The organism is Anaerobacillus sp. ABD4_527, from assembly GCF_056160805.1.
The window spans coordinates 414305-434007 of the sequence record NZ_JBSWXZ010000002.1 but is presented as its reverse complement, the minus strand read 5'-3'; the positions used below and the strand labels follow the sequence as shown (position 1 = coordinate 434007).

The 19703-nt window shown below is 46.6% G+C and carries 7 protein-coding genes; 2 read left to right on the top strand and 5 right to left on the bottom strand.

Translation table 11 applies throughout. The features are described from left to right. The first annotated feature begins 102 nt into the window (after positions 1–102). On the top strand, positions 103–1572 hold the full coding sequence (locus ACXAHI_RS14395) for an FAD-dependent oxidoreductase (RefSeq protein WP_474848945.1): 1470 nt from the start codon (positions 103–105) through the stop codon (positions 1570–1572). 18 nt (positions 1573–1590) lie between these two features. On the opposite strand, the gene ACXAHI_RS14390 is transcribed toward ACXAHI_RS14395, so the two are convergent. The 5 genes from ACXAHI_RS14390 to yfcC all read right to left on the bottom strand — a co-directional run bounded on the left by ACXAHI_RS14390 (position 1591) and on the right by yfcC (position 17484). Then, a complete protein-coding gene (locus ACXAHI_RS14390; protein WP_474848943.1) occupies positions 1591–2592 on the bottom strand; it encodes an aminoglycoside phosphotransferase family protein in 1002 nt (333 codons plus the stop codon). Between the two features lie 128 nt (positions 2593–2720). Further along, on the bottom strand, positions 2721–13007 hold the full coding sequence (locus ACXAHI_RS14385; RefSeq protein ID WP_474848941.1) for a carboxypeptidase regulatory-like domain-containing protein: 10287 nt from the start codon (positions 13005–13007) through the stop codon (positions 2721–2723). Between the two features lie 277 nt (positions 13008–13284). Further along, positions 13285–14622, bottom strand: a complete 1338-nt coding sequence (locus tag ACXAHI_RS14380; RefSeq protein WP_474848939.1) for a cyanophycinase — start codon at positions 14620–14622, stop codon at positions 13285–13287. 171 nt (positions 14623–14793) lie between these two features. After that, positions 14794–15960, bottom strand: coding sequence for a beta-aspartyl-peptidase (gene iadA / locus ACXAHI_RS14375; RefSeq protein WP_474848937.1), 1167 nt, complete (start codon positions 15958–15960; stop codon positions 14794–14796). An 18-nt stretch (positions 15961–15978) separates the two neighbouring features. After that, positions 15979–17484 carry a putative basic amino acid antiporter YfcC gene (yfcC, locus tag ACXAHI_RS14370; protein WP_474848935.1) on the bottom strand — a complete coding sequence of 502 codons (1506 nt, stop codon included), beginning with the start codon at positions 17482–17484 and terminating at the stop codon, positions 15979–15981. 183 nt (positions 17485–17667) lie between these two features. Here yfcC and ACXAHI_RS14365 point away from each other — a divergent pair, with 183 nt between their 5' ends. Then, entirely contained in the window at positions 17668–19695 is a 2028-nt protein-coding gene (locus ACXAHI_RS14365; RefSeq protein ID WP_474848933.1) for a sigma-54 interaction domain-containing protein, read from the top strand. Positions 19696–19703: the final 8 nt, after the last annotated feature.

Below are 19703 nucleotides of genomic sequence, written 5' to 3'. Positions count from 1 at the left end.
GCAGTATTTCTCACAGATCATAGCACACATAAACCATGCAACTCGTCCGATTCACCTTTATAATAGAACATATAAGTACCGGAAAATCTTGGAGGGATTCGTTTGGATATCACGATCATCGGGGGCGGAATCGGTGGATTAACTGCCGGGGCGTTACTCACAAAGGACGGGTATAATGTGACGGTGCTAGAAGCGTCGAACGAATGGGGCGGTTCTGCCGGTAAGTTCAGCCGAAAGGATTACCTGTTTCCTGTCGGTGCGACGATGGGGATGGGGTTTGAGGAAGGCGGCGTGCACCACCGCATTTTTGATGAACTTGGACTTTCCATTCCGTTTGTAAAATTAGACGAAATCATGAGAGTGTATAACGGTTCTTCTGTTATGCCTTACTATGCTGATCGAAACCGGCACCTCGCTGAATGTACGTCTCAGTTTCCTGATCATGCAGAAGCAATCGTCTCGTTCTATCAGGAAGTCTGGAAAATAGGTACTGAAATACGAAAATTAATCAAGCCCCTGCCCGTGCTGCCACCCGTCACCATGACGGAATGGAGAAAACTGCTCTTCTCAGTCAACATCGGAACTCCAAAGCTTCTTCCTTATTTACGGAAAACGATGGGCGATCTTTTAAAGAAACATCATCTTCATGAAGCGCATGCGTTTCGCCATTTTATCGATGGTCAGTTGATCGACAGCATGCAGGCAACAAGCGGCGAATGTTCAGCACTCATGGGAGCGCTCGCACTCGATATTTACCATGAAGGCGCGTACTACACGGAAGGCGGCCTCTTCTCTATCGCTGAAAAACTGCAGTCTTATATTGAAGAGCACGGGGGCAAAACGTTTAAACGAAAACACATTCAAACGATTCGCCGCGAAAAGAAAAAGTGGGTTGCGGTCGATCAGCGCGGAGAGAACTGGAGAGCGGATCATCTGATCTGTAATCTCCCTGTACAGAGCTTCGTCCCCCTCCTCTCAGAACCTCTTCAACTTGAGCTTCCGAACAAGCTTCAAAAAAGAAGCAGAATTTCGCAGTGGGGAGCGTTCACGATGTACTTTGCGATCGAGGAGAACGTGATTCCAGAGTACACAGCTCTTTTCAATCAAGTATTAGTTGAAGACGGAACCATGACAGAAGGGGACCACCTCTTTCTCTCTCTTTCAAGCTCAAAGGACCGGATACGTGCACCACAAGGTTACCGAACACTTACTGTGAGCACCCATACAGAGCTTCATCACTGGGATACGAAAGAAAAATACGATCAGTATAAAGCGTTCTTAACGGAAAAAGTACTGAGTGGCGTCGAGCGTGTGATCCCTGAAGTAAGAAGCGGCATCGACATGATGATGGCTGGTGCCCCTCGTGCTTGGGAGCGATTCACGAAACGACCGAACGGTATGGTCGGTGGGTTTCCACAAACGAACGAATTCAGCTTATTCAATAGCCTATCGCATCGAACAGGACTCGATGGGTTATGGCTTTGCGGTGATAGCGTATTCCCAGGTGCTGGTACGATCGGCGTGTCGACGAGCGGGTATCATGTGTATCAATCGATTGCAGGGAAGCGATAGGAAAAGCTGCGCCCCGCCTTATCCTCTATCCTTCTCCTGCAACCAGTTCTCGAGCGTCGGCAGGGAATCGGCATACTGCTTGATCTCGTTTAACGTTTGCAGCACTTGGTCTGTTCCCATTTTCTGTTCTTCATCCACTGACCCATCTAGCTTCAGCGAACGCTTCAGGTTGTACTCTAGCCAGCCAAGCTTTCCTGAAAAGCCTGTTGCGAGTACCTTTTTCCAGTCGGCATACGGTTCACACGTTTTCTTATAGCCGTCGATGAATGAGAAGAAGCGCTCTTTGTCGATCTTCCCTTCCCCCGTCATCGCCCAGTAAACAGCCGTTTCAAGAAGATCTTGCATCGGATTGATATACCCAGCCGATTCCCAATCGATGACGATCGGCTCACCGTTTGACCAAAGCACATTTTTCGGATCAAGGTCTCGATGACTGATCACTACTTCTGAGGAAAGGATTTCGGATGCTTTCTTCGCCATCGCTGTCCACCTGTAAAGGTTCTCTACATACGTATCAAATAGCGGAACCCAAGGCGCATCGGCTTCTTTACCGAGGTGCAAGTAGTACTCCCAGTCCGTCACCTCACTTTCCTCAATGTTAAACGGGATGTGTAACGTGGAAAAATCGGTCCGATGAATGTCTGCAAGCAGCGCGCCAACTTTTTTGCTATGGTCACTCGTGATCGACACCGGTTTGAGGCTTTCCCCTTCAATCCAGTCGTAAACAAGAAAGTACAGTCCATCGAGCTGTTGAAGGAACGTACCGTTCAGCCACAGAGCAGGAAGAGCTGGGATCTCGTTCGACACGAGCGTTGCGACTTTTTCTGAGTTCAAGAAGTTTTTTACAGCAGAAGGTCTCGTGATGACCTCCTCGTTCAACACTTTAATCGCGTATTTCCCTTTCGTAGTCAAGACAGCATACATCCGGTGTAAGAGCCCGCCATAAATCCGTTCAGGTAGCGCGGTCTGCATACCGAGCCCACATATCTCACACATCCGTTCTAAATCGGGTTGGCTCATCTGCCGTCCTCCTTTATAAAGAATCTCTATCCTGTAGCATACAACTTTTTTGCTTATAAAACGAGGGCCGTATTTCGTTATAAAAATAAAAAAGCCCAGGAACAAACGTCCCTGGGCTAGCTTAATGCTTATTCTCTTACTGGACTAATCGTGATCGAAGACAGATCGAGCGTAATCGTTCTCCTCGCTCCCGTTTCACTTACATACGAGAACGTTCCACATCCTCTTGATTCATTGATGCTCTCCATCCTGAACAGCGTTGGAACCATCCCTCCATCTAATCGTAAGAACTCTCCTCGATTCGTCGTAATATAATACTCGTCACGAACCGGTGGCGGCACTGGTGACGTTGAGACCAAGCTGATTTCAAGGAGGACTTCCTCATTCGGACGAACGCGAACGGTCGTGCTGAACGGTTCATATCCTGCTCTCGTCGCCCTGACTTCATACAGGCCAACAGGAAGACCAGAAAGTGAATAAACTCCTTCTTCGTTCGTTCTCACTTCTCGAACCAGCGTCCCACCTTCATTATAAAGCCTGATCAACACACCATCGATCGGTACTCCTGTTCTGCGGTCAGTTACCCGGCCAGCGACCGCTCCGTCCTCACCAGGGCGAAGTGCAAAATCAACTCCTTGACGCTCTTCACCAGCTGCTAGCACCACTACCTGCCGATCTTCTAGATAATCGATCGCATCGGCTGCGACCGAAAAGGTTCCTGCGCTAAGGTTCCCAATCGTATACGCACCATTCTCATCAGTGAATGTGTCCCCAACAAGCACGCCTTCTTCATCAAAAACACTGATGGTCGCTTCAGTAATCGGCTCCTTCGTCGTAGCTGATCGTACCGTTCCTGAAATGGAAGCTGCAGCCTTTCCGAGCGCAAAGTTCTCTACGTTCGTATCGTTTACAAACAACGTAGACTGCCTTCCTTCAGAGCCATATCCTTGCGCTGATGCGCGTAGAGCATACGTTTCATCACTGAGTCCTGTAATCGTGTATCTTCCGTTGATGTTCGTTAGCGCAACCGCAACCGGGCGATTGATGAGATCGAACACTTCAACGATCGCTCCTACGATTGGAAGACCTGTTTCAGCATCTGTAACGAGTCCTGTAAATCGACTTGGAATCGCTACAAGTGCACTGTTCACGACAGTCGGGGCGTCAGGTTCAGCCTGGAACGATACGACGTTCGCTCGATAATCTGGGTTGATCGTTGAGATGTTGTACTCTCCAGGGTTTAAGCCTTCATACTGGAAGTTCCCGTCAGCATCCGTCTGAACTTCTGCTACAACAACTTTATTTTGATCAGATATTCGAACGAGCGTATTCGCTAAAGGTTCCGTACCCTCTCCTGTCACGCGTCCTTCCACGCTTGCTTTCGTTAATGGGAGTTGAAGATCAGCAAACGTGGTTTCACCAGACTCAACAGATACTGCATCAGCATCGTCACCGTAGAAGCGACTGCTCGCAACGACCGTATAGTTGCCCGCTTCAATGTCTGGAAGTACATACATGCCTTGTGAATCCGTCAACGTGGATGCGATGACTGGACCTGACGAGCTAATCAGACGCAGCTCCACGTTCGTCCTCGATAAAAGCGCACCTGTTTCGAAATCTTTGACAACACCCTTCACGGATCCTGGTACGGACTGAAGCGAGATACTCGTCGCGGTCGTTTCACCTGAAGAAATATCTGCACTTAACGACTGCTGTTCATATCCTGGACTGTTCACGAGCATCGTATAGATGCCTAGCGCAAGGTCGAACACCTTATACGCTCCATTGCTCTGCGTCAAGACTGTCGTGATGACCGAACGTTTGGAATCAAGGATTTGAATAGTCGCACCAGCGATCGGATTACCGTTCGCATCAGTAATAACACCTGCCAAATCACCGGTTTCAGGAGAAATAACCAAGGTGGCCTCTTTTGTAACACCTGGCTCAATGATCGCTCCCTGCGAGGAATTCGTATAATTTGGTGCGGCAGCTGAAACAATCACTGTCCCTGGTTCTAAATCTTCAACAACAGCTTTCCCTTCCTGGTCAGTGACACCAGATGTGATCGGTATACCTGTTTCATTTTTCACACTTGCCACAACACCTGTTACTGGCGTACTCGTCACCTCATCTACAACAACAATCGTTAATCCGCCGCCTTGTGGACTTAGAGCTACATCGAGCGTGCTTTCTTCACCTGCTTCTACTATGACCGCAAAGCTTCCTGGACTATACCCTTTCGTTGTAGCTGTAAGGAAATAGTTTCCTTCTGCTATATCTGGAATTGTATATGTCCCATCAGTTTGAGCTTGAACGGACGTAATCAAGGCATCGTTCTGGTCAAATAATCTGATAAAAATCGTTCGGTTTGTGAGCAGATCACCATCAGCATTCGTGATCGTTCCGGTAATCCTTCCAAACGTTGGAGGTGTTTGAACATCAGATGTTGTGGTGTCATTCGGTTCTACAATTCCCCCAACTGATGTGGTTGGTTGATTAGGCTTATCAACAATGATTTGATAGGTCTTAGGCTCGAGATTTTGAATGGTATAAAATCCTTCTTCATCTGTTACAACGGAATCCACAATTGTTCCATCAGGCGACACGACATTCACAACGGTTCCAGGTTGAGGATTACCATCTGCATCCGTTACGATTCCATCGATCGATCCATTGTTTGCTCCAAGTTCAAACGACACCGTCACGACTTCTCCTGGTGAAATCGCTACACCCTGCTTCGCATTTTCATGGTCAGGAGCAGTACAGGAAACAACATAAATTCCCTCCGGCAGATTTCCAATCGAACACGTGCCGTTCGCATCCGTCACACCTGATCCAATAACGCTGCCGTTCGGGGCGACGACTTTTACAGAAGCACCTGCTACTGCTCCGTCTGGTCCTGACACGCTTCCCGTCACAACCCCTGGATCCGGCGTCAGGAAGCCATCGATCGTTGTTGTTTGATTTGCTGTGACCGTAGCACCAGCTGTGAACGTATCGAAGTTTGGTGAAGTGATAATGATCGTATACGCGCCTGGAGCGATTCCTGTTACCGTATATTCTCCAGCAGGATCTGTCACCGCTCTTGCTGATGGCTGGACACTATCACCGTAAATGATTTGAACGATTGCACCACTTACCGGGAAATTTGTTTGTGCATTCAGGACTCTCCCAGTAATGGAACTTGGAAGTGGGACGAGATCAAAATCAACGGTGGTCGACTCTCCTGCTCCTATCGTGAACCCTTGCTTTTCTGATTGATAATCAGCATTGTTCACGACAAGAGTATAGATGCCAGGGTTAATATTTTGAATAAGGTAGCGACCTTCTGCGTCCGTTTGCACTTCAAAGAGATTCGTATCTGTTATATCTAACAGTTTGACAACGGAATTCGGAGCTGGCACACCGTCAGTCGTGACAACGCCTTCTACACTAGAAGGATCCGGTGTAAGTGCAAACTGCTGAATCGTTGGAACACCATCGACGATAAGAACTGAGCCACTTTCAGTTCCGTAATTTTCAGCAGACACCACGAGCGTATACGTCCCGTTCGATATTGTACCGAAATCGTAATTACCGTCACTATCTGTTAAAACGGTACTCACAACAGGCCCGAACGGACTGACTGATCTCAGTTCAACCGTTGCACCGACTACGACTTCTCCACTTGTATCTAAGATGGTTCCTTGAATAACAGCACCTGTTGGAATCAAAGTAATATCGACAATGGTCTCTCCATCAGGTGTAACGATACCCGTCACAACATTAGTCCCTGAACTGCTCTCACTAGCCGTTACAACATAATCACCAGGGTCAAGCTGTGGAATCGAGTAGGATCCATCACTATTTGTAATAACGGTTGCAACCGTCGTATTGGTCCCATCTGTCACGTTGACCGTCGCATTGCTAATCGGTGCCCCATCTGTATCGGTTACAACACCAGAAATCGTACCGGTTATTTCTGATAGCGCAAGCTGAACGGTCGACGTTTCAGCAGGTTCAACGATTACTCCGATCGTAGAAGCGCCGTAGTCTGGAGCAGTTGCTTTTACATTAAGCTGCCCTACTTTAATATCTGTAAAGAAGAATTCTCCGTTCTGATCACTTGTAATCGTGGCAACAAGAACACCATTAACATCTGTAAGTTCAACGAAACTACCTGGTAAAGGCGCACCGCCTGTGTCGGTAATCGTTCCTTGAATTGAACCTCCTGCCAGTGAAAGTGGAACCGTTAGCTCGGTGATCTCTCCATTCTCTACGATCGCACCAACTGTAGCTGCTTGATAGCGATCCGCGATCACATTGATACGATATGATCCAGAAGGAAGGTTCAGGACTTCAAACGTTCCATCCGATAAAGCTTGGAGCGTCTGCAGCAGTGCACCGTTGTCGTTTAACACTCTGATGGCAATCGAGGTATTTTCGATCGGATCGCCGTCCACTCCAACAACGGTCCCAAAGATGGTGCCTCCGACTTCTTCAAGTGAAAACTGTACGTCGGCCGATTGATTTGAGACGATGATGACACCTGTTTGATCTTGAACGAAATACGGTGAGCTTGCGATGACGGTGTACATACCTGGCCGTAAAAGCGGTGATACAAAGTCACCGGTCGTATCCGAGTTCGTAGAAATAATCGGAATTCCCTCAGGTGTACCTACAGAAATCAAAACGCCAGGGATTCCCTCACCTGTAGTTGCATTAACGACACTACCTGCAAACGTTCCGCCAAGAGGAACCATGACAACATTCAGATCGCTATATTCGTCTCCAGGAAGAACAGATACCCCTGTTGTAAAATCAGCATAGTCATCGATACCAGCAATGACTGTAAAGGAACCTGCCGGCAAACTACCAATGGAGAAGTTCCCGTCGATATCTGATATTCCATTACCTACCTCTACTTCATACTCATCGATAATTCGAACGCTTACGTTACCAAGCGGCTGACCAGTATCATCCACAACAGACCCTGAAATCGTAACCGGATCAGGGACGAGACGGAATTCTAAATCCGTCGTTTCATTCGCTTCAACTGTGATTCCTTTAATTTCCTGACTATAATTTAGCGTGTACGCGCTGATTGTAAAGGAACCTGGAAACACGCCTGTGATCAAAAAGTCTCCGCTCGCGCCAGCGGTTCGTCGTGCTACTGGAACGGTTGATCCTGGAGAGTATACTTCCACCTGTGCTCCCACCAATGGAGCATCCGTTTCTGCATCGAGGATAATTCCAGAGATCCCACCTGGCTCAGGTGTGAAAAAGATGTCACTGACTACCGTTTCACCCGGAAGCGGATTGATCGAGATTTGAACGCGCTGGTAATCTGGTGAAATCGCCGAAATCAGATACTGACCCGCAGTAAAGTTTGTAAATCGATAAAAGCCATTCATATCTGAGTTGACCGTTTGAATCGAACTACCGTGGATATCCAATAACCTGACAAAGACATTCGCAACCGGATCACCGGTCGTTTCATCACGAATCGTACCTTCTGCAATCGCTGGGAACGGTTCAAGCTCAAAATCCACAGTTCTTGATCCATTAGCAGGTACTTTAACCGATGCAGTTGAAGAACCGTAGCCACTATCTGCAAAAGCGATCACCGTATACGTTCCTGCGAAAAGTCCTGGTGTCTGATACACGCCTGCTTCATCTGTCAATGTGGTCGCAAACACAGGACCGAGCGGTGTTAAGAAGCGCACTTGAATATTCACACCAGGAATCGGATTTCCCGTTTCAATATCTGTCACCGTTCCGATCAAATCACCTGGCTCAGGGGTTAGAATAAAACTGAGAGATGTTGTTTGATCAGGTAAAACCTCAAACGTAGCAGTCTGACTTGAAAATTCTTCAGCAGCCACAGTTGCACGGTAAGAACCAGGGGATAAATTCGGGAACGTAAATTGTCCAAAGCTATCTGTTACAACTTTGGTCTCTAACGTTTTACCAAAATTACTGACTGTAACGACGGCATTATTTAATGGTTCGCTCGTAAGCTGGTTCGTCACATACCCCGTCACTGCGCCAGGGTTCTGCTGTAGGGCGATATCCAGTTCAACACCTTCAAGCGGGACGGTAACCGTGATGACTTCATTCCCATATCCCTCTGCATTCACGTTCAATAAATAGGAGCCAGGCAATACAGAATCAAATAGATACACACCATTCTCACTCGGATAGATACTCGACACAAAAACGCCCGTGCTCTTTGTGAGCGATAGAAAAACAGCGGTTCCCGTGATCGGAGCACCTGTATTCGCATCGACGACATTCCCGGCAATCGTTGCAAGAATCGGCGAAAGCTGAACGGTTGCGTTGCTTACTTCACCTGCAGTGATGATCGTAGACACAAGGTTAGCCGTATAACCAACTAATGTTGCGGTAACAAAGTATGTTCCCTCAGATAAACTTGGGATAACGAACGATCCATCTGAATTTGCCAACAGCGCTTGCAGCAGCTCTTTGTTTGCACCGAGTAACTTTAGTTGGATGTTATCGCCACTGATTGGATCACCGTTTTCATCAACAACCTGCCCCCGAATATCTCCAACCGTTGTTTTCAGTCTGACATTCGCACCCGTCGTTTCTCCAGGCGGAACGATAACTCCTGTAATCTCAGTAGAATAATTCGGTGCCGAACACGTAATCGTATAAGAATCTGGACCAATGTTTCGATACAGAAACTTTCCGAACTGATCACTTGTGGTGTACTTGATGAGAATTCCGAGACTGTTTCTAAGAAGAACTGAAGCTCCTGTGATGACCTCCCCTGTTTGAAAATCAGAGACCCCGCCTGAAATCGTCCCGAGCACCCTCGCCATGACAAAATCGATGTTTTGCACCTCTTGCCCTGCTTCAACGGATACTGTTCCTGATGTCGTCGTGTGCATCATGAGCTTTGCGATGAGCGCATAACTTCCTGGTGGCACGTTGCTGATAAAATAGTTCCCATCTACGTCCGTATTTCCATATGCGATCGGCGTTTCATTTTCATCGAGCAGCGATATGGTCACGTTCGCTAATGTCGTACCCTGATCATTCACGATGTTTCCGCTTATTGAACCAGGATTTGGTTTTATCGTCATAGGAACGTTTGATACAATATCTGATTCAACGAATGCACCTGTACAAGCAACCGAGTAATTCGGCGCTGCCGCTTTTAAAATATAGTTACCAGGCGCCAAGTTTTCAAATTGATACGCACCTGTTGGATCAGCTGCCGTTGCATTGACGAGCTGGTTATCGAGCGAATATAGCTGAACGATTAAATTTTCAGCCACAGGCGTAACGGTTCCGATGATCGAACCTGGATTTGCTTTTAATTCGATATCGATGCTCTTCGTAAAGCCCCACGGTACAATCTCTCCGATCAATGCCGTTTCATATCCTTGAGCGACAACAGCCATTGTATAAATTCCTGCAGGCAGCCCTACTGTAAAAAACTCTCCGTCTCCACTCGTAATCAATGAATCTACTTGAAACCCTAGTGCATTACTGATGTTGATCGTTGCACCGGCAATCGGCAAATTCGTGTCCGCATCACGTAACGTACCGGTAATAAACCCAGGTAATGGGACAAGCCCTACGCTTGTTGTCACCGTTTGACCTGGCTCTGTCTTCACGCTTGCATAAGAACTGCGGTAGGCATCTGTATTCGCGTTGATCGTATACGTATTAACGAGCACATTCTCAAACGTAAATTCCCCTTCATTCGTTGAGAACGTTGTGGACAGTAGCACACCATTCGAATCGATCAGTTGCATTTGGATCGATTCACCTGTAATACGGTCGCCCGTCTCTTCATTGATAATCGTTCCGACGATGGTGGATGGATTAGGTGTTAATGAAAAATTAAGCTCTGATTCATTTCCAGAAGTAATGATCGCCCCGCCTAATAACGATTGATAGTTTGGAAATGAGGCTGTAATTGAGTAACTGCCTGGATTGAGATCGCTAACTGAGTAGTTTCCATTCGAATTCGTTACGCGTCTTGAGACGAGTACATCCGAATCTGAATTATTGACAAGGATGACAGCTCCAGCTAGCGGCACACCACCATCTGTTGTCACTATTCCTGTTAAGGAGCCAAGAAGTTGTTTGAGCTCTGCATTAAGAGTAAACGTACGGTTGTTTTTTATAAGCGCTCCAAGTGTCTCTGTAGAATAGCCATCAGCTGTAAAAATACACGTATACCTTCCAGGTGAAAGACCTCTGATTTTATAAGTACCATCATCGTTTGTAACAGTCTTTGCAACAACGACATTGTTTTCAACTACATCGACTTTTGCCCCGCCTATCGGAGTTCCATCTGATTCAACAATCCCTTCAAGGACTCCGGTTCTTCTCCTGAGGAAGCAGTCTAAATTAGCTGTTTGACCAGGTCTTACATAGAAGCCGAAGTTCTTAGAACCGTGCCCGTCAGAAGCAAATGTACAGACATAGTTTCCTGGAGCGAGTGATCCAACACTGAAACGCCCGAGTACATCTGTGATTGCATTTGCAATCGTTAATCCGAACGAATTCGTAATCTTGATGTTACACCCTGCTAAATCAGTATCATCATCTTCATCTTTTACACGTCCTTCGACTGAGCCAGGGTTAGGACTAAGATCGATTTCCACATCGACCGTTTGACCTGCAAGTACTGAAAAACCAACGTTAAAAGTCTGATAGGAATTTGCTTTTGCCCTGAAGCGGTAAGTGCCAGGAGCCAATCTATTAATAACGCATCGACCAGCTGCATCGGTCGTTGCTGATGCAACAGTGAGTCCGGTCGAACCAATAATATCTACTGTGGCATTAGCAATAGGCGAACCATTACTCCTAACGAGCCCTTCCACAGTTCCTGGATTTGGAACCAAAACAAAGTTCTCAGTAGATGTACCGTTCGAAATGACGTCTTTACCGATCGACTGTGATTGATAACCATCGGCCGTTACGGTCAAGGCATAGTGACCTGGCTGAAGGTTGTTCAGTGTGTATTCACCAGCAGCATTCGTAGTCGCCGAAATAATTTCTTGCCCGATATTATTTGAAATCGCAACCCTAGCTCCATCGATCGGAGAACCTCCAGCCGTAATGGTCCCGGCAATGTCCCCTAACAAAGGTTCAATAAATAGGTTCACGATCGAAACGTTTCCTGCTGTGACCTCTACAACCCTTGTAACATCGTCGAAATCAGCCTTTGAAAATTCGAGCGTATACGTATCTGCCGGGATATTCGTAAAATTGTAATCCCCGAACACATCGGTTTGCGTTGTGGCTATTTCCGTTGCACCGGAAAGCAAGCGCACAGTCACGTTCTCTTCCGGAAGTCCGTTCACCTGATTGAGCACGTTTCCAGCGACGCCACCCGTTGCCTGAACATCGACGGTAACCGGTGACCGAACAATCGCCAGCTCCTGACCTGTAAACAAATCAAAGCCGATGCCTGTTGCGACATTCAAAACCTGGTTTCCGGATGTATAAAACAGTCCGTTCTCTATAAAATCTAAGGTTGCACTCTCACCTGCTTCAAGATCTCCAACCGTCCATGTGAGCGTTTTGTTTCCTTCGTTATAGGCAGTTGATCCTTGCGAAACAGAAGTTGCTTCAAAGACCGATACAACATCGAGGGCTACCACATCGACGACGTTTAAGATTGTCGCCTGACTTTTACCTATATTCGTTAGCGTGATTCTACCAGTCCACTCATAGTTCTGCCCAGCAACTGGTTCAGTAGGACCTGAAATCATCGTCTTAGTGATTTGCAGGTTCGCTTTTACATTCGCATCGTTCACCGTCGTTGGATCAGAAAGAGCATCCTTGAATTCATAGTCTTCTTTCCTGCGTAATGAATCTTTGTTGTAGTTGTTGTTGTTTGTAGCAGTAAAAGCCACCATCTGGATCGGGTCTGCTGGCTTGATGTCTAGATAAGAGAAAAAAGTGGAAGCTGGGATTAGAAAATCAATAAAGTAGTTCTGTGAATTTCCAAATGTCGTATCCGCCTGTACTACCCTCGCTACATCAAAGTTAATAATCTGTCGTTGAAAATTCGGCTCACCTTTCCCGTTTGTTCCTTCTGCTGAATCTTTCCATGAGTTAAATTCTTTATCAACGTTTTGAACCAAGTTCACTCGATTTTTCAAACCATTGACAGCAAGCAGCCAATCATAGGTTCCAGCTACTCCTGTCGTATTGAGAAGCACTCCCCATGCATTTCGTTTGAACGATGTCTTTGCTCGGTTACGTGGATCAGCTCTGAGCCTCATGCGAAAATAGACATTGATCGTATCATAGGCGTAGTAAAACGAGGGATTGCTTTCATCCCCCACGATATCAGTCTGAGAAGGACTCATATCCTTGATTAAATCTGCATAAACCTTTCCATTCACCAATATCGGTGTAAACTGATTGTTATTAGGAAACGGCACGCGAACACCTCCAATGGGTTTCAATCTTTTTACTATACGCACGAATGCCCAATCCGGAAGTAAAAATTTAGAAAAAGTTAAACTTCTACGTAATAACGTTATGACTGAAATAGAATTACATGACATCGTTTTTTCCAATAAAAAGAAGCTCTTCCAGTTAGGAAAAGCTTCTAATGACCATGTCCATATTAAAATTTGTTGGAAGGTAACCTGCACATTAAGGTACTAGTAAACTACTAGTGGCAACGTTGTCGAAGCAACTATTCGACCGTCGCCGTTACTCAAATTCCTCCATCTTCTTTTCTTTTATCTTATCTACTTTCAACTTTACTTTCATAGGGGCAAGGTCGAGGTTTACATTTACGGCAGCGTACGATTCGATGCCATCAATTTTACCCCAGTAGCCCTTCGTGTCCTTCGTTTCTTTAAACGTCAGCTTAAAGCCTTCACCACGGTCCTCATCCGTTAGATCAATCGCTAATCCGACGGCTGTCGTTGCAGTATTATCGATAAGATCATAGGTTAACACCTGTTTTAGCGCATCTTCGCCAAAGATCCCTGTATTCGCAGGATTCGGCTGATAATAAGGATCGGTAATCAAAGGCTTGTCCTCTGTAATCTCATAGGTTTTCGACTCCCAGTTGTAGCGGTCTCCCTTTTCAATATAGCTGATCTTTACATCTTTCATCGCAGCAGGATAGTCTTTCGTCTTCTTTGCGTCAGCGAGATCGACGATGACGAGTCCACTTTCACCAACCACTTCGATCGTTTCACGTTCAGGGTAAACGACCATCGCACTGTTCTCATCGATTCCGTACGCCATTTCATGATTAGATTCCCATGCCGCAACCATCAATCGACCGAATCGGCCACGTTTTACGAAATGCTGATCGACGATCCCTTCTTCAAAAAACCCTAGCCCTTCTGTTAAGAAAACACGATTATCCTCAGGGTCACCGTAGTTATCACGATCCGTCACACCGTCGCTCAACGCACCAAGGCTAGAGCCTGCCCCTATCATTGGATCACTCATGATCGCAGCACCAGCGCTCGATCCACCGAGGACCGCACCTTCTTCACGGATGTCTTCGATCGCCTCTAGCACCGGCGTTTCTTCGTCATTTTTAAGAAGCGTCGTCGTATAGTGTAGCTGATTTCCTCCAACGAACCAGATTGCATCGTACTGTTTTACTTGTTCTGCTAGTTCCTCATCGGAGCCGTTATCGACCCACTTCGACTCGTCTTCATCTGTTGAGCGGTCATCGTTGACAGCGATCGGAAGAATGTCGATATTTCCTTCCGTTGCACCGTACGTCACAAAATCTTTCTTATAAGAGGTTGCACTCTCGATCGGACTTGAGCTTGCTGTTGGCAGGATACCGATTTTAAGGTCTTTCTTTTCAACGCCTCTTTTTGCTTGAGCTAGCGCGAGGAACTTGTTGTACACTTCTTCATTGTCTGGGCTAAGTGCACCTCCAACAATCACAAGGGCTCCTTCTTCGCCTCCACCGGAAGCACTCGCTTTTGGCTCAGGCTTCTGAATCCCCTGTACAACTAAAAAGATTCCTAAAAAGGCCGCTGCTAGTAAAGCAGTCGTTCGTTTCCATTTACTCATGACACTCTCTCCCTTCTTCTATTATCAGACTATTATGCAAGTTCCGTGCCAAGTGGAAAAACCTGCTATATTGGACATTTTCACTGTTCCGTTTTCTAATCTGGTTGTTCTCGACACCCAATAACGCCCAGTAAAAAAGGCACCGCACAGGTGGTTGTGCGGTACCTTTTTTTATTCGAACGTCCCCTTCACGAGGACCTCCTTGTTTTCTACCATCAGCTGTCCCTTCGCGAACACGGTATCGACTTCAAAGTCTTTGTTCACAAGAACGAGGTCAGCATCCTTCTCTACCGCAATTTCGCCTTTATCCTTCAACCTTAGAAGGGATGCGGGATTTTTCGTAATCACTTTGATAGCGTCAGAGATTGGGACGCCATCTTCCACGATCGCATCTCGCACCTCTTTGTAGAGAGATGCAACAGTTCCGATCTGCAACCCTTCGAATTCTCCGTTTGCATCAAACGCCGGAAGGCTTGCCTGGCCATCTGAAGTGAACGTGATTTGCCCAACTGGTACGCCTGCTTCTAGCGCTCGTTTTAACCCAGTGCTGCACTTTACTTCTCCCTCTTCTAAAAACTGCGGGATGGTGCTCGTTGTGAAATCGATGTATCCACCTTTTTTCGCATAGTCTAGTCCTGAACGGAATAGCTCTTCCGTTCGATTAATATGCGTCGGATGGAACGTTTTGATCGGAATATCCGTTGTTTCTACTACTTCTTCTAGTAGAGCTAGCTTCGTAGGAGAATCTCCTACATGGATATTCACGATGCCGGCCTTACCAGAAAGCATTCCTCCGATACGCGCTGCAGACGCAATCTTTGCCATCTCGTCCACCGTCGGCTGTGAGGAGCGATGGTCGCTGATCGCAATCTCTCCTGCTCCGATCACGCGGTCGACCAAGATGAGGTCATCCTCGATTTTACCTGTTAACGTTTTTACCGGGACTTGATAGCTACCCGTATGAACGTAGCAGGTGATTCCTTCTTCCTCTAATCCTCTTGCTTTTGCGATCAGATCTGGCATCGTCCTCGTCGTGCCATCCGTTCCGATCACACCGATCAGTGTCGTGACGCCTGAAGTCGTTGCTTGACTAAGCGTGAGTTCTGGCGTTCGCGTGCGGTAGCTTCCCTCCCCGCCACCGCCCATGATGTGGACGTGTGAATCGATGAAGCCCGGGAAAAGGAGCTTCCCATCTGCTTCGATCACGTTGTGTGGAATGTCTTCAGGAAGCTCGATGGCTTCACTGATCATGGCGATCTTACTGAACGCGATCAGCACATCTTTTTTCCCTAGATGATCAGGATTGTATATTTCTGCATTTCTTATGATAGTAAACATGTACGATCCTCCAAGCTATTACTGAAAATTGATGAGTGACGCTGTGATAACAAAAATGGATGCTAGTGCAAACAGCACGAGTTGGAACTTGATGATGAATTTAAACCATGTTCCCCAGTCCATTCTCGCAGCACCAAGCGTTCCCATTAGGGCTGCTGACGTTGGAACGATGATGTTCGTTAATCCGTCTCCGAGCTGGAATGCAAGAACTGCAACCTGTCTCGTTACACCAGCGATGTCTGCGAGCGGAGCCATGAGTGGCATCGTGAGTGCGGCTTGTCCTGAACCAGATACAACGAAGAAATTAAAGATAGACTGAAACAGGAACATAAACCACGCTGAAACCGCCTGAGGGAAATCGTCCACAACGTTCCCAGCACTGTAAAGAAGCGTGTTCAGAACGGATGGCTCTCCGGCTGCGTCGCCTCCAAGGATGATGACGATCCCCTTCGCCATCCCAACGACGAGCGCTGCAGGTAACAGGTCTTTCGCTCCATCTGTAAATCCATCCGCGATATCATTGACCGTCATGTTGTTCAGTTTGAAGATGACGCCGATAATTCCGGCAACAAGCCCGATCGTAAAGAACTGTGTTGCAATTTCTGGAATGTAGTAAGCATCTTTAATAACGCCCCAGATGATCCAGCCAACCCCAGCGAACAACGTGATCACAACGAGTCCATGACCGAGACTGAAAGAAGAGTCCAGTTCTTGATTTTTATTGTAATCTTTAAAGTACTGATTCGATTCGGTTGAGAGAGACTTCGATGGGTCTTTTCGGATGCGGTTCGCGTACCACATCGTATAGAGAACGCCTACAAGCGTGAAGACGATCCACATCACGATCCTGTACGGTGCTCCTGACAATACAGGAATACCGGAAACACCCTGCGCGATCGCAACGCCGAACGGGTTCATCCACGATGTTGCGAACCCGATCTGCGTCGCAACGTATGTAATCATGACACCTGTGATCGCGTCATACCCGAGCGCAACGACGAGTGGGATCAAGATCATCGCGAAGGCGATCGCCTCTTCTCCCATTCCAAAAATCGCGCCGCCTAGTGAGAACAAGACGAACATAAGAGGAATGATTAATACTTCTCGCCCTTTTGTTCTATCGATGATCGAGAGAATACCCTGGTCGATCGCTTTCGTTCGCATGATGATCCCGAAGGCACCACCTATGATGAGGATAAAGGCGACGACTCCAACAGCCGATCCCCACTTACTCCCTGATACGAGACCTTCGAATACATAATTTAGAAACCCTGCTTCACCAAAAGGCTCAAACAGACTCACACCTTCACGTACGGCATTACCTTCTTCATCTTTTACATAAGAAAAGCTATCAGGAATAAGTACGGTTTTCGTTTGCTCCTGCCCCTGGTGAACGTAGGTAACATCTTTTGTTTCAAACGTTCCCTTTGGGATGAAATACGTAAGAACAGCCGCTGCTAATACAACAAAAAAGACGATGACAAACGTATGCGGCATTTTAATCTCTTTCTTTTCTTTATTCATGTTTCCCCTTCCTTCCGTTACTACTATTGGTTTTATACTGCTTACTATACATGATGCAAGTTCCATGCCAAGTTTTAAACTTCCGTAATCGTCAGAAAAATCACGAAAGTAAACCTTTCTATCGGGTTCATTTGTTTCTAATTGGTGTTACAATAGAACCAATAAGAAAAGAAGGTGTTCTATATGAGTCAGCCAACCCTTACGCTCATTGCTGGGAGTAGTCGAACAAAGGAAGTATTACGAGAGCAGCTTGACCAGCTGCTTGGAGATTACATATCTGTCACATCGTTCGCAGTCGATGAAGGGCTCCCTCTCGAATGGTCTGATAAGATCATTCTGTATTCTTCTGACGCCGCCAAACTGGAAGCGGAAGCCCTCTCAACGATCCAAAGTCCAAAAATCATCGTCGGCAACAGAACGATTCGTCACGATTACATCGAAGAGCTGTTGACGCTCCCGAATGGCGAAACTGTCCTCATGGTCAATGACGACGACCAAACGACGGTCGACGTAATCGAGTCGCTTTACCAGCTTGGCATCAACCACATCAAATTCGTTCCTTATAAAAAAGGAAAGATGTTTTATGACGATATCACGATCGCGATATCTCCAGGTGAAACGCACCTATGCCCTGCCTATATCGATACGGTGATAGACATCGGCGTCCGACCGTTCGATATGGCCACCATCCTTAAGATGATCGATCATTTCGATCTTGATGACATGATTTCTTCTAAAGTCTCTGAGCGCTACATCCGCAGTATGATCACGTTACATCGAAAGATCCTGTTCGCTGAACAAAAAGCAACGAGGACGACTGAACACTATCAAAACGTCGTAGATACAGTTGATGATGGGATTCTTGCGATCAACCGAAAAGAACGAATCACCCTTTTTAATCATAGACTCGAAGCTCTCTTTCAGCTTTCAGCAAAAGAAGTCGTCGACCAGCCTCTAAAAGACGTAGTTGATGACGAACTGTATGAATTCATCCTTCATGATACAGAAGAGAACAAGTACCTATCCATGAACGGGGTGGACGTCGTCGCGTTCAGACAACACATGGAAGGTGAACATACCATCGTCGTAACGTTTAAAAGTGTGAACCAGGCGTTTGAAATTGAAAAAACCGCACAGCGAGAGCAGCATAAGAAAGGGTTCATAGCGAAATACGACTTTGACGATATTTTAGGAGAACACCCTCACTTAACAGAGTGCAAACGGATTGCGAAGAAGCTTTCGATGTCTGAGCACCCCGTTCTTATTCACGGGGAAACAGGAGTTGGAAAAGAACTCTTCGCTCATGCGATCCACCGCCACTCCCTTCGGAAAAACGGTCCTTTCATTGCGATCAACTGTAGTGCATTAACAGAGACATTGCTTGAAAGTGAACTGTTTGGGTACGAGGAAGGAACGTTTACTGGAGCGAAGAAAGGCGGTAAGAAAGGATTGTTTGAACTCGCTGATAACGGCACGATTTTTCTTGATGAGATAGGAGATATCAGCTCGACCGTTCAAGCTCATCTCCTTCGTGTACTGCAGGAGAAAGAAATCAGAAGGATTGGCGGAAGAAAGATCATCCCCGTCAACGTCAGGGTGATCGCAGCCACGAACAAAAACCTTCAGGATAAAATCGCAGAAGGGTCTTTTCGGTCAGATTTGTTTTATCGATTGAACGTCCTTCATCTTTCTATCCCGCCACTTAGAGAACGTGTGAGTGATATTACGCTTCTTATGAATTATTTTGTCACAAAGAGCGGCAACTGGATGAAGATCGATGATGATGTAATTCAACGATTTCAGACGTACGATTGGCCAGGAAACATCCGCCAGCTAAAAAGCATCATCGATTATGCACTAGTGGTCGCAAGTGGCTCAACGATTACATTGAACGATCTGCCGCATGATAGGCTGCAAAAGATTTCTGCCGAGCCGTCAACACTTCCTGAAAGCAGTATGGAAGCAAACGAACATGAGATGATATTAAAAGGGATTAAAGAGAGAAACGACGCAGGAAAATCTGCAAGCCGAAACCACTTATCTGAGAGTAGCCAAGGTTCCACCACCCCACTCACTCCACAACAAGTTCGCCTCCGCCTAAACGATCTCGAACGAGAGGGATACGTGATTAAAGGACGCGGACGAGCTGGCACTCATATTACGTTAGAAGGGGAACGTTATTTAGCTCAATTACAAGCACAAAGCCGCTAGGGATTCCT

What these genes read in the sequence shown, in the direction of transcription:
- ACXAHI_RS14380 (WP_474848939.1), bottom strand. Translation starts at nt 14,622, where the DNA reads ATGAGTAAATGGAAACGAACGACTGCTTTACTAGCAGCGGCCTTTTTA.
- ACXAHI_RS14365 (WP_474848933.1), top strand. Translation starts at nt 17,668, where the DNA reads ATGAGTCAGCCAACCCTTACGCTCATTGCTGGGAGTAGTCGAACAAAG.
- iadA (WP_474848937.1), bottom strand. Translation starts at nt 15,960, where the DNA reads ATGTTTACTATCATAAGAAATGCAGAAATATACAATCCTGATCATCTA.
- ACXAHI_RS14390 (WP_474848943.1), bottom strand. Translation starts at nt 2,592, where the DNA reads ATGAGCCAACCCGATTTAGAACGGATGTGTGAGATATGTGGGCTCGGT.
- yfcC (WP_474848935.1), bottom strand. Translation starts at nt 17,484, where the DNA reads ATGAATAAAGAAAAGAAAGAGATTAAAATGCCGCATACGTTTGTCATC.